This window comes from Brevibacillus sp. FSL L8-0520 (assembly GCF_037963895.1).
GTDB lineage: Bacteria > Bacillota > Bacilli > Brevibacillales > Brevibacillaceae > Brevibacillus > Brevibacillus borstelensis.
This window is the reverse complement of sequence record NZ_CP150171.1, coordinates 927,294-940,065: the sequence shown is the minus strand read 5'-3', so window position 1 is coordinate 940,065 and position 12,772 is coordinate 927,294. Positions and strand designations below refer to the sequence as shown.

Below are 12,772 nucleotides of genomic sequence, written 5' to 3'. Positions count from 1 at the left end.
TTCTTTCCTCCCTTTACTCAATGAAAGCCCCGGGGCATTTTCGGCGCAGCTCCGTCAAAAACGCATCCCGGTCCTTCGGTGAAATCAGGACTATGCTGCCGTTCCCGTATGAGATTTCCAGCCGTTTCAGGGACAAAGCCGGACTTGAAGCGGGATTGGAGGTTTTTCGCACTGTTTTTATGCTGTCCAGCGGAACTGCTCGGCGAAACGGGCCATAGCGGATGAGCAGCTCCTTGTCCCCGATGACGTAGTACGTGGAGGAGAACAGCCACAGGATAAAGCAGGGAACGGCAAAATGAACGATGAAGAGCACTGCTCTTTCACCCGTGCTCATCAAGCCTCCTGCAAACATGGTCCGCAGTCCCTCTAAAATGACTAACAGCATCGTTCCCACGATCAGTACAGCCAGCCACATATCTACCTTGGAAGGAAATTTCACGTTTTTGCTTTGCCTCCGTTTTTTCATGATGAGGACGATGAGCCTCGCAAGCGCAGTCTTCCACTTATTGTAACATATCGCTCATCCGTTTTTTACCTGATGGCCCATCTCCTGGGTTTGCTGGACTTGACCCTTTGACGTATAGTAATTGATAAGACAGAGTTGTAGATATATTCCGAAAAGAGGTGGAGAGAGCCCTGCTGCGTCTGGTCAGGGATCTCGCAACAAATGAAACTGGTATGCGTGAATTGTAGCCGGGAAGTGGCTTTGGATGCGTTCGATTATCAGTGCGGATGCGGCGGTTTGTTCGACATCGTCCACGATATGAAAGACTTGGATGCCGACCGACTGAAGCGCGTTTTTGACGAACGCCTTTCAGAACGCATGACCCCTTACGCAAGCGGAGTATGGCGCTACAAGGAGCTGATTTTCCCCGAGCTTCCCGAAGAGTTTATCACGACGAAATACGAGGGAAATACCGGGCTGTATTCCTCCGAGCTGCTGCAAGCCTATACAGGGATTCGCAAAATTTGGCTGAAGGCCCAGAGCGAGAATCCAAGCGGCTCCTTTAAAGACAACGGCATGACCGTGGCTGTCTCGCACGGGCGCTCGCTCGGCTATAAGCGCTTTACTTGCACTTCGACAGGCAACACGTCTTCCTCTCTGGCGATGTACGCCGCGCTTGCGCAGGGCTCATCCTACGTGTTTGTTCCGAACAAGAACATCTCGCTGAACAAAGTGCTGCAGACACTGGCCTATGGGGCAAAGGTGATCAGCTTTAGCGGCACCTACGACGACGGCATCCGCTTTTATGAACAGTACAGCAAGGAGCTGGAGCTGTACATTTGCAACTCGATCAACCCGTTCCGCATCGAGGGACAAAAGAGCATCATTTACGAAATCTCGCAATATCTGAAGTGGAGCCTGCCCGACTGGGTCGTTATCCCCGGCGGTGCGCTGAGCAATGTAACGGCACTCGGCAAAGGGCTGCACGATCTGAAAACGCTCGGCTTGATCGACAAGGTGCCAAGGGTAGCCCTGATCCAGGCTGAGGGGGCAAGCCCGTTCCACAAGATGGCGGCTGCCGGAAAGCAGGAGCTGACTCCCGAGCCAAGCCCGTATACCCGCGCGTCCGCCCTCAACATCGGGAATCCGCCAAGCTGGAAAAAAGCGCTCCGTACGCTGGAGCAAACAAACGGCGTGACCTGCTCCGTGACCGACGCGGAAATCCTCGACGCCAAAGCGAAGGTAGACCAGAGCGGAATCGGCTGCGAGCCGGCCTCTGCTGCGACTGTAGCCGGACTGCGCAAGCTGGTCGCACAGCAAATCATCGACAAGGACGAGACAGCAGTATGCATCCTGACCGGCAACATGCTCAAGGATACCGATGCTCTTCACGAATATCATCTCGGCGAAGCCTCGGCGGGCAACTACCGGAACGGCATCTTGTCGGCTGACCTTGCCCTGGAGGACATTCAGCGCCTTCTGTGATTGTCAGCTTGCGATTTACCCTTTGTTGATTGACCCCCGGGTATCGGCTCTCAGGTATTGGCTCACATTTTCCGGGCAATATTGCTCCCGGCTGGCGATCCTTCTTACAAACAGGCAACAAAAAACAGGCGTGCGCGAAATTGCATGCCTGTTTTTCTTTACCTGCGGGCAATGCAGACAAGTACATCTTGAGCTGTAACGCAGCCACGAAGAGTGGTACGCCGACCACTTCGCCGCCTATTTTAGCGGCATGCTCATCGTGACGTTTCTTTCTGTGAAGCCCAGCTTCCGATAAAGCCCGACAGCGTGGTTTTCCACAAAAACGCTCAAGCGAACCTCCGGCAACCCCGCCTCTTTCAACTGCTCGATCGCCCGCTCCATCAACTGCTTGGAGATTCCCCTTCCCCGGTACTCCTCGATCACATACAGCTCGTAGATAAATCCGAACGGAATGTCGGTGAACTGATCCCTGCTCGTCCCGAGCAAAACCCAGCCCATCAGCCGATCTTCCTCTGTCGCGATGAGGTAGTAGCCTCCTTTGGCCAGCAGCGGCTCAACCAGCTGTCTGACCTTCTCTTCTGTCGGTCTCGCTCTCCCGATGGTTCCATCGAACAGCGCTTGCACAGACAACTCCAGAATCGCTGCAAGCTCGTTCCCGGTTGGCTTTCGAATGTCCATTACTCTTCTTTCCTTCCTTTTTGCTTCAGCAAAACTAAGTTAAAAACAATAGATAAACAGCCATAATGCCGCCATCGGCCAGAATATGGCTGACGATCCCTCCTGCCACAGCATCGCTTCTCGCCCGCATGTATCCCCAGATCAAGCCCGCCGCAAATACCGGAACGACCATAAACACGTTATACGGCCAGGCAAACAAAGGAATGACGGACAGGAAGTGATACAAGGTGTAAAACGATGCCGTAAAGAAAATCGCTGTATGCTGTTTGTATGTATTTGCTAATCTATGAAATATGTACCCTCTCCAGTACAGCTCTTCCAGAAAGGGATTCACCGATAAAAGAATCAAAATGAGCCATATGAGATGATCGCCTGAAAAATTCCACTCGATCAGCAGGCTTTGCAGCTTCTCCCGATGGAAAACATGCGAGTGAAAGAAATAACCTCCCAAAAGAATAGCCAAAAAAAAAGAAGATTCCCGTACTCATTCCACTATACATATTTTTCCGTCTAAACACGAGCCCGCAGTCTCTCATCGCTTGCGAAAGCTTCTTTTCCTTCCTCAGCAGCATGTCCACGAGAGGAACCAGCAGGAGCCAGCTATAGAAAAGGACAAACGTAACCGGCACGCTCCCCACTCCCTGCAGTCCAATCAAGATCATGACAGCAGGTCCGCACAACAGCAGCAACAGCTTCATCCCAGCACCACCCATTTCCGCATCAGATGTATCTTCACAAATTTTATCTCCTCAAACAAAAATAAAGCAGTACCAAATTCTTGTGGTACCAGCGCAACCGGTGGAATCAACTTCCGACACTCGACAAACAATAGACGATTTAGTAAAATGTTTATATTAATACAAACGAAAAATAGGATGTGTTTATTTAATGACTGTTTCCGAACGCTTTTGGAATGCGTCACTGGATGAGCTGAAGCGCGGATATGTTCAAGAAGAGGATCGCTTTGTTTGCCTGCTCTGCGGAAAGGCTTTTGAGAAGGGAATTATTTATCCGGAAGATGGTGTCTTGTATGAAACAGAAAGATACGTGCGCCATCATATTGGGAAAACGCATCAATCGGTGTTTGACTACCTGATCAAGCTCGATAAAAAGCTGACCGGTCTAACCGAGCACCAAAACAGCCTGCTTCACCTGTTTTACCAGGGTAAAAGCGACGCCGAGGTGCAAAAGGAGCTGGGCATCGGCAGCGCCTCCACAATCCGCAACCACCGTTTTGTCCTGAAGGAGAAAGAGCGGCAGGCCAAGGTATTCCTCGCATTGATGGAGCTGCTGAAGGAAAAGGACAAGCACGCTCCCGCTTTTATCGACGTGCATCAGACCGCCACCATGGTGGATAATCGGTACAACGTAACCGCGGAAGAAAGCCAGGCCATTTTGAAAAAATACTTTCCCGAAGGCACGGACGGACCTCTCAAGACGTTCAGACTGAGGGAAAAGCAGCGGGCAGTCGTTCTCCGGCAAATCGCCACCAGATTTGAGGCGGATCGCACCTATACCGAGAAGGAAGTCAATGAAATTTTGAAGGCTGTTTATGACGATTATGTAACCGTCCGACGTTATTTGGTTGATTACGGTTTTTTGGACCGAAAAGCAGATGGCAGCCAGTATTGGCTGAAGAAATGACGATCTCCCTGTGCACGTTGTGGCGCTGCATGGCAGTAGTCGACAGAAAGAAAGGAAGGTATTTCCCATGAACCGCAAAGAGGAATTGAAGCAGCAATTTAAAGAAATCAAGACGGAAGCAGGCGTTTATCAGATCAAGAACATTAAAAACAACAAAATTTTGATCGAGAGCACGAAAAACTTAAAAACGATAAACGGCAAAAAGTTTCAACTGAAGGCGGGCAGCCATTTTAACAAACAGCTCCAGAAGGATTGGAATGAGTACGGCGAGGACGCCTTTGTCTTTGAAGTGCTGGAAGTGTTGAAAAAGAAAGAAACGGGCTATTTTGATGAAGCCGACGAGTTGAAAAAGCTGGAGCAGAAATGGCTGGAAGAGCTTCAGCCGTACGGTGAGCGCGGGTATAACTGATGAGACTTTACATGGAGAGACGGGCATGATGGCTTGCTGATCATGCCCGTTTCCATGTAAGGTCGGCACAATAGTTGAATGATCCGGTTAGTTCGTTCTCTTGGGGTCTGTCAAGATTTTTGTGTAAACTCAATCAACCGATATATGAACAGGTTTCATCCCCCTAATTGGGACATCTTTTTCGGAGCCAATAGAGTCAAGGGCGTGAGGCGAAGCGAACCCTTGACGCGTTGGTGGAGAGAAAGATAATCCCTTCGGGGATGAAGCCTTTCATTTGCTAACGGATGTACGGCTGTACCCGATCTTCAAAGAAAACGGATAGCTGTAAGAGAATCTGGCCCCAGTTCTGGACTCGTCCCGTCCATTTTCGCAGAACATCCATGGTTACGAGATATAACATCTTCAAAAGGGCATCGTCTGTGGGAAACATGGCTTTTCCCTTTGTCACCTTTCGAAGCTGTCGATGATAACTCTCGATGACGTTAGTTGTATAGATCAGCTTTCGAATCTCGGGAGGATATTTAAAGAAAGTGGCGATCTCGTCCCAGTTATTCCGCCAGGAACGAACCATCAAGGGATATTTACTGCCCCAGGTTTGTTCAAACTGCTCAAGCTCTTCCAACGCGGCTTGCTCCGTTGGAGCTTTATAGATGGGTTTTAGCTCGGACGTGATCTTTTTGAGATCCTTATAGGAAACATATTTGATGGAATTTCGGATTTGATGGATGACACACTTCTGAATCTCCGTTTTCGGATAACATGCTGAAATGGCTTCTGTAAAGCCACGAAGGTTATCGACGCTTGTAATAAGAATATCCTGGACCCCACGATTTTTCAGTTCATTGAGTACATGCAGCCAGAATTTTGCCGATTCATTCTCCCCAATCCAGATCCCAAGCACATCTTTATGACCGTCAAGGTCAATACCAATTACCATATAGGCTGCTTTATTGACGATAGCTCCGTCCTGTTTTACCTTAAAGTGAATGGCGTCAAGGAAAACAACAGCATAAACCGCTTGCAAGGGGCGATTTTGCCACTCTTTGATCATCGGTACAATCTTATTGGTTACATTCGATATGAGCGTTGGTGAGACTTCGATGCCATAGAGCTGCTGCAGATGGTCTTGGATATCGCGTGTGGATACGCCTTTGGCATAGAGGGCAAGAATTTGATCTTCGATCCCTGTCACGTTGGACTGATGTTTCTTTACAATGTTTGGCTCAAAATCACCCTCTCGATCTCGAGGGACTTGGATGTCGACATCCCCGTACTCAGAACGGACGGTTTTCTTGCTATACCCATTGCGGCTGTTGGTTGTCCGCTTGTTTTTCATGTCATGCTTGGGTATCCAAGAGAAGACTCGATTTCAGCTTCCAGCATTTCTTGGATTGTGTCTGCGAATAGATCCTTTAACGCTGACTGTACGTCGTCCACTGACTTCATGTTTTTCTCTTTGATCCACTGCTTGATCTGCTCTTTTGACATCATAAAAATCTCCCAACCTTTCTACTCCTAATTGTAGTTTAGAGGTTGAGAGTTTACACAAAATATTTTACAGACTCTTCTCTTGTAATGCCCAGAATCGGCGGTGCTGGGGATACTTTATCAAAACTTCCTTTTGAACTCTTTCACTACCCATTTGTCTTTTTCTTTTACTAAAATAATTTGTCCGTAGCTTATTCTTTCCATGCCAACATCATTGATAGATAACGGAGTCTTTGACTGTTTTGTGTAAAGTTTTGCCCCCACTAGAAAACTATGGTCGCTCCCTTCACCATCATCCGAAATGCTCAGCACGATCTGATTGTCTTTAACTACCTCACCATTTTTTCGCAACCACTCTTTTGCAATATTTACTTGTTCAGCATTCTTTTTATCGGCAAGCTTGACTGCTGGCAAAACGTCGTGGATTTCAGAGAATATGGAATCCACTTCATCCATATATTGCAGGATTATTCTTTGGGTTATTTCATCATTTACATTGTCGGAATCTGCGGCTTCGACAGAAGCAGGAGTGGCAGCAGTAGTATTATTATCTCGTGGGATCACTAGATAAAAAACAGCCCCAAGTAGAACAATCAATACTAATATCCCGTACATTTTTTTCACAGTTTCGCGCCTCCCTAATTAAACAATATATAGTGTCAAGGTTACCCTCGACACTATATATTGTTTAATACTCTTCTATATTCCACTTATTTCCGTAAATAAACACGAATTTCATACCTAATTTGTCTGGAGAAGCTCCCCCATAGAGTGCTTTTAGATTTTTATCCTTTTGGTTATTTGTATGAGCACTAATATAAATTTCTTCATAGTCAGTTATCGAATTATCATTGTCGTCATCAACCCGTGTAACGAACATCACGTGCCCTGGTACATAAATATAGTCACCAATTTCAATTAAGTTTGGTTTTTTTGACTCCCGTCCATGTATTCCATAATCCTCATTAGCGTCATTATAAGTTATCCAATTGAAAAAATACTTAGTCCCTGTCCAATTCCAAGTATTTGTTTCCCCTTTTGTATTTGCCCACCAATCTCTTCTCATTGGGTAATCCTTAGAAGAGCTATCTCTGCCTCCTAAGCCATACCAAATAGCTTGGGAAACATAATTTTGACAGTCGGTATCTCCATATGCTTTAAATTGACTATTATTGTAGTTTTTTGTTGATGTTGAATTTGTTGCATCTGTATATTTTCTCGCATAATAAACAGCATCCTCTCGGGCAGATTGGTCAAATCTATCCCACTTATCTCCTGGGACACCTAATACTGATACATTATCAGATGACCTATGTCCTGATACGTTTCCTTCAATTTTCAATCTTTTTTCCTCCCATGTTTGAGGGACATCCGCATCTTCAGCCTGTGACATCACCTCATTTCCTAACTTACTAATACTATTAAAATCTGTTCCAAAGCCGAACAATTCTTTTAAATTATCCGAATAATCATCTTGTGAAATTAGCCACTGGTCATTTTCTTTAACTAATTTCACCTTATGATTTATTTCATTTTCGAATGGCTCTTTTAAAAAGTTGTAATCAATACTTTGATTAAGAGAAAGCTCAACGCTTGCTTCCTTATCCTTAATACTAATTGACAAGATGTCAATTTCATTGTTGAAGCTACTAATTTCAGTCCCATCCTCTTCATGAGAATTAATTAGAAATTCGGAACGATTGATCTCATACTCTAAGAATTTCCGGCTAATAATGTCATCATTATTAAACAATTTGCCCAAATCCTGTAGAGCATCTTTGTCTTTATCTTTAATAGAGGATAGTTCTAAATCAAAATACTCCTGTAGTTTTGATTTAATTTTTGTTTCCTCAGATTCATTCTGAGTTTTTGCAAAAACCGTAACTGGACTTAAAGCAAGTGTCAAAACCATAAGTATAAAGATACTTTTTTCATAAATACTAAGCCTCCTTTGATTCTTTTTTGTTATAATAAAAAATCTACTCTATTTCAAACACCTCCTTTATGAGAACTATAGAAGACATTCGCCCCCTTTACCTAAGTGGTAACTATTGGAAGTGATTAGACAAATTTTACCAACAATAAATCGGTTTTTCAAGTTTATTTTTTGATTTTTAACCCTTATACAACTTTAAAAAATTATTTTTATTCACCAACTTGTATTAGTTTCACTCCCATGAAAAAAGAACGAAACAATACTTCTCTAAATCTGCCTTTTAACATCGAACATCTCCTGCTTTTGTAATAGTCAGTAAAGTTTTTCTACTCTAAGATGGGAAAACTTTTAAAAAGTATGAGTGGACTCTGAAAAACATGTTCTGATGACCCATTGTTACCGTAGCAAACAGCATAGTATAACCGATTAGGAGCTTTTACGAGTAAACAATGAACAATAATCATATATTGACCATTAAAAATTCGAATCGTAAAAAAGCCGTACACGACATGAAAGCAGTTGCGTACGACTTTTTTTATGAGTGCATTCACTTTTCATTTCGACCAAAAGATCACGACCTCTCGAAACTTCACTCCACTTTCTTTACAACCTGCGTAAAGAAGCGCTCCACATAGCTTGCATCTGCCAAAGGATCTCGTACGATTTGGTTCCACTTTTCCTTCTCTTGAAGATCGGCAAAGGAAACCCCGTACCATTTTTCTGCCGCATCTCTCGAGATGGAATAGGCACCATCGGTAAAGCTCATTTGATACGTTTGCAGGTTGTCGATGAGGACAAAATTGGCTGTCGCATTGTAAAGCAGCGCTTGCTTGAGCAGCCTTTCATCAATGTTGGCGGCGTCCAGTTCGAAAATAAGCTCCACCTTGTATTCCTCAGGAAAAAGCTGAAAGGTCTTGGGTATGTCGGAAAGCGGAAGATGGTAGTTCAAGTTGCCCAGATTGCCCGCGTCCCCCATATATTTATGTTTATAGGGCAGGACACTTTCAAAATCATGAGTCAAAGGGTTCTTCTGCTCCATTCTGTACTGCTCTTCCTTTGCTTCTGCTTCAGGCTTCAGGTAGCCTTCTACCATTGTCAGTGAAACGGCGCCTACGAGGAAAAGAATCACAATCCATACGTTTTTGCTTTTCATCTCACTCTTTCACCTCGCATTTCTCCGCCAAATGGGACGCCTTCCAAAACATCAGCGGCACGATAATCAGAAGGAAAGGAGGCGCATAATCCGCGATGAGAAGCCCAAACTGATACGGCCCGTCGATACTGATCGGGCGGCCAAACCAGAGGTGGCTGCCAAATTTGATCGCCGTCGTATACAGGGTCATGATTGCTGCATACAGCCCCCATACAATCCATGCCGCTTTCTTCGTTTTTTCCAATCTGGCAACGTTCATGACAGCGACGGCCTGAAGATCGTGGCTCTTTCTCAGCAAACCCGCAACGTAGATGCCCCCGCAAAGCAGCACCGCCATCGTAGCCATATTGTTGAACCACATGCCCGACAGGGTAAACCGAAGCGGTATCGACAAAATCCAGACGACCAGCATGTAAAGCAGCACGGACTGGGCAAGCTCGACTTTGTAGCGGTTGACATAGATCGGCTGGCTGCCGTCCACGAGAAAATCAACGGTATCCAAGCTTCTTGTCGCACGCGAAAAGGCTTCGGGAAAGGGCAGTCCCTCTTCCATCAAGTCTGCTACCTTCGCTTCCAGATTGCTGATGATCTCCTCTTTCAGCTCACGGGTTTCTCTGCTCTCTTTATGGGCAGCGAACAGTCTGTCTACGTATTCCCGTAATTCTTTCATCGCTCTTCCACATCCTTTTCCACACGAATCAGACGATCGATCAGATTGCGGGCCAGCTCCCATTCCGCGCAATTGGTGCGGTACAGCTCCCGGCCAAGCTCCGTAATGCTGTAGTACTTCCTGCGCCCTCCCTGCGTTTCTTCTCCCCAATAGGACTCGATCATTTTCTGTTTTTCGAGGCGGCGCAGGCTTGAGTAAAGGGTCGGCTCCTTCAGCTCAAACCGGTTTTGGCTTTTTCTATAGATTTCCTTGATGATTTGATAGCCGTAGTTATCGCCCGTCAGAAGCACAGACAAAATGATCGTATCAATACTTCCACGGACTAGATCGCTATTGTTTAAGGTTTCATCCAATCGCACACGCCTCCAATCAGTTGCTGAGTATAGCATAACATATATTACTATGTGTGACAAAGTACATTGGCACAGATAGGCGGTTTTGTTCTTCGCTTCGTTTGATGTTTAGTGCTTATGGTTGGAAAAAGCGTGTTGGACGGGCTTTTTTGAGCCCATCCGGGAAACGAAAGGAATGCTGCTTCCGGTGTCAGAACCATGCCACCAGCCGATTGAAAAAACGGGTTTCCGCCGTATGAACAGTAAGAGATAAGCTGCTCCATTACTACTCAGGAACAAGTTTGTTCGCCATGTTCGTTTTGCTCAAAAAGAAAACCGCCCTTTATTTAGATAGGCGGTTCATGCAGCGCTTCCATACTTGTCGTTACTCTACTGTGATCCTGTCACCTTTACTGGTTGGCTGCGAGATTACCAAGAATTCAATTTCCTCGTTTGAATTGTTACACATTTGATGCGAAATCAGTGGTGCAATCTCGATTCCCTCTTGTTGATTGAGAACAAACTCCTTGTCGCCAATGATCATCGTTGCTGTGCCCGACAGGACAAAGAAAACTTGGCGAGCCTTTTCATGGTAATGCTTTACTTCCGAAGTATTTGCTGGCATCCGTTCGTGGATAACGCTTAGATCCTGGCCTTTCACTAAATGCCAGCCGTCACAATTATCGCCCCAAATATAATGTTCGGCACGGTGTTTGCTTATTTTCATTTGAGCAACTCCCCTCATCCGCTTTTCTTGTTAAACAGATTATAGAAAAAGCTATTCCGACAGTGGATCACATAGAAAAATGCTTCTTGGCGCAGCGGTACGATTCGCTGTTTGCGGCCAAGAAGCATTTATTCTGCATTTTTCCGTATGACCGGCCTGGATTACGGCATCCTAGCCCGAATGGTTATTGATTCTCTGCCGAATAGTATTGCTTCAGGCTGGAGCGGATTCCGGCGGTATCCTTCATCAGCGTTTTTGCACTGAAGAAAATGCTGCCCTGCACTTGCGGGAAGGCTTTGTTGAACTGGAGCTGCTGGATGATGGCGTTGCTCGACGCCCAATCTGTCGTGTTGGTGCCGACCTTGTACGCGCCTTGCCCGATGTAGAGCTTGACCGGCGTACCGTTCGTCTCCATAGACCACCATTGAACCAGCTTGTCATAGGCTGCCGGCTTGTAGCCGATGCTCCAATAGAGCTGCGGAGCCACGTAATCAAGCCAGCCGCTGCGAATCCATGTACGGACGTCGGCATACAGGTTGTCGTAGGAGCTTTGACCGTTTGTATCCGAGCCGGTTGGATCATCTTTTGCATTGCGCCAAATGCCAAACGGACTGATTCCGAACTCCACCTGCGGCTTCACGCTTTTGATCGACGCATACAGGTCTCTGACAAAAGCGTTGACGTTATCGCGGCGCCAATCTCCTTTGGTGGCAAAGCGCCCCTGGTTGTAGGCGGCAAAGGTGGCGGCGTCCTTGAAATCTTCTTTTCCGTACGGATAGAAATAATCGTCCAGATGCACGCCGTCAATATTATAGTTGTTTACGACCTCCATAATGGTGTCGATGATATGCTGCCGAACCTCCGGCATGCCCGGGTTGTAAATCAGCAAGTTGTTGTGAGCGACGACCCAGTTTGGATGGAGCCTGGCTGGATGCTGTGGCGCAAGGGTTTCCTTTGCTACCGTAGTGCTGGCCCGAAACGGGTTGAACCAGGCGTGGAACTTCATGCCGCGCTTGTGCGTTTCTTCGATCATGAACGCGAGCGGATCGTAGCCGGGGTCTTTCCCCTGTGTGCCAGTCAGCCACTTGGACCATGGAACGAGCTTGGACGGGTAGATCGCGTCTGACTCCGGTCTTACCTGGACGATAATGGCGTTCATACCGGTCGCCTTCAGCTCGTCCAGCATGCGGATGTACTCCGCTTTTTGCTGCTCTACAGGGAGGCCCGCTTTTGACGGCCAATCGATGTTGAACACCGTGCTTACCCATGCTGCACGCATTTCTTGCTGCTGACCTACTGCGTTGATTGGTGCGGTGTTTGTTCCGTTCGCCGAAGCGCCAGAACCAGCATTGATCGCAGGAGCTGGAGCTACTACAGAACCATTGCTCACGATGTCAGGCGGTGCTGCAGACAGACCCAGCTGTACATTGCCCGCTGCAGACGCGGCGATGGAAGCGCCTGCCGCCGTTTGCGGCTGAGCTGCTGCAACGACTGGCGTAAGCCCTAACAGCAGTACGAACAAACCCATGAGAAAGCCTTGTTTCTTCAATTTCTAATCCTCCTAACAGCCAAAAAAATTCCCCGATATGTACTATACGAGCTTGTCTGTTTTATCTATCAATCTAGTAGACGCACCAAGGAAGATTTTGTTGCTTGAAATGGCTGAAAAAAATGGATAGAAAACGCGAAGGGTGTCAACATGGAACCAAACATGCTACTTATTTCCCAATTTTCATCAGATTCAGGAAAAAATTGATGATTTTCGCTGGAAGAAACCCGTATACTTCATGGTAATGCGGGCTGCA

Annotated in this window: 13 protein-coding genes and 1 pseudogene; 3 read left to right on the top strand and 11 right to left on the bottom strand. The window is 46.5% G+C overall.

The features are described 5' to 3' along the window. Positions 1-13: 13 nt before the first annotated feature. The gene (locus tag NSQ24_RS04905) at positions 14-439 is read right to left on the bottom strand and encodes a PH domain-containing protein (RefSeq protein WP_157211829.1); all 426 of its coding nucleotides are present in this window, start codon (positions 437-439) and stop codon (positions 14-16) included. 228 nt (positions 440-667) lie between these two features. On the opposite strand from NSQ24_RS04905, the gene thrC reads away from it, so the two are divergent. Next, positions 668-1,930 carry a threonine synthase gene (gene thrC, locus NSQ24_RS04900; RefSeq protein ID WP_031932097.1) on the top strand — a complete coding sequence of 421 codons (1,263 nt, stop codon included), beginning with the start codon at positions 668-670 and terminating at the stop codon, positions 1,928-1,930. 237 nt (positions 1,931-2,167) lie between these two features. Here thrC and NSQ24_RS04895 read toward each other — a convergent pair whose 3' ends face one another. After that, entirely contained in the window at positions 2,168-2,608 is a 441-nt protein-coding gene (locus tag NSQ24_RS04895; protein WP_003389281.1) for a GNAT family N-acetyltransferase, read from the bottom strand. A 34-nt stretch (positions 2,609-2,642) separates the two neighbouring features. Beyond that, entirely contained in the window at positions 2,643-3,071 is a 429-nt protein-coding gene (locus NSQ24_RS04890) for a CPBP family intramembrane glutamic endopeptidase (RefSeq protein ID WP_338462446.1), read from the bottom strand. Between the two features lie 425 nt (positions 3,072-3,496). Here NSQ24_RS04890 and NSQ24_RS04885 point away from each other — a divergent pair, with 425 nt between their 5' ends. Then, entirely contained in the window at positions 3,497-4,252 is a 756-nt protein-coding gene (locus tag NSQ24_RS04885) for a DUF2087 domain-containing protein (protein WP_171505748.1), read from the top strand. 67 nt (positions 4,253-4,319) lie between these two features. After that, positions 4,320-4,661 (top strand): GIY-YIG nuclease family protein, encoded by a 342-nt coding sequence (locus tag NSQ24_RS04880; RefSeq protein ID WP_003389284.1) that lies wholly within the window; start codon positions 4,320-4,322, stop codon positions 4,659-4,661. Between the two features lie 277 nt (positions 4,662-4,938). On the opposite strand, the pseudogene NSQ24_RS04875 reads toward NSQ24_RS04880, so the two are convergent. The 8 genes and pseudogenes from NSQ24_RS04875 to NSQ24_RS04840 all read right to left on the bottom strand — a co-directional run bounded on the left by NSQ24_RS04875 (position 4,939) and on the right by NSQ24_RS04840 (position 12,516). Further along, positions 4,939-6,152 (bottom strand): annotated as a pseudogene (locus NSQ24_RS04875) (IS256 family transposase). Positions 6,153-6,269: 117 nt separating this feature from the next. Further along, complete coding sequence (locus tag NSQ24_RS04870; protein WP_171505749.1) at positions 6,270-6,773, bottom strand: hypothetical protein; 504 nt, start codon at positions 6,771-6,773, stop codon at positions 6,270-6,272. Between the two features lie 64 nt (positions 6,774-6,837). Then, a complete protein-coding gene (locus tag NSQ24_RS04865; protein WP_339167351.1) occupies positions 6,838-8,061 on the bottom strand; it encodes an amidase domain-containing protein in 1,224 nt (407 codons plus the stop codon). A gap of 613 nt (positions 8,062-8,674) precedes the next feature. Further along, entirely contained in the window at positions 8,675-9,238 is a 564-nt protein-coding gene (locus tag NSQ24_RS04860; protein WP_171505751.1) for a DUF4825 domain-containing protein, read from the bottom strand. Between the two features lies 1 nt (position 9,239). Continuing rightward, positions 9,240-9,908: a permease prefix domain 1-containing protein gene (locus tag NSQ24_RS04855; RefSeq protein ID WP_171505752.1), complete on the bottom strand. Its 669-nt coding sequence runs from the start codon at positions 9,906-9,908 to the stop codon at positions 9,240-9,242. Further along, the gene (locus NSQ24_RS04850; RefSeq protein WP_171505753.1) at positions 9,905-10,261 is read right to left on the bottom strand and encodes a PadR family transcriptional regulator; all 357 of its coding nucleotides are present in this window, start codon (positions 10,259-10,261) and stop codon (positions 9,905-9,907) included. Before NSQ24_RS04850 ends, NSQ24_RS04855 begins: the two co-directional genes overlap by 4 nt. A 364-nt stretch (positions 10,262-10,625) precedes the next feature. Then, positions 10,626-10,967, bottom strand: a complete 342-nt coding sequence (locus NSQ24_RS04845) for a cupin domain-containing protein (RefSeq protein WP_171505754.1) — start codon at positions 10,965-10,967, stop codon at positions 10,626-10,628. Positions 10,968-11,151: 184 nt separating this feature from the next. Beyond that, complete coding sequence (locus NSQ24_RS04840; protein WP_031932089.1) at positions 11,152-12,516, bottom strand: family 10 glycosylhydrolase; 1,365 nt, start codon at positions 12,514-12,516, stop codon at positions 11,152-11,154. Between the last annotated feature and the right edge of the window lie 256 nt (positions 12,517-12,772).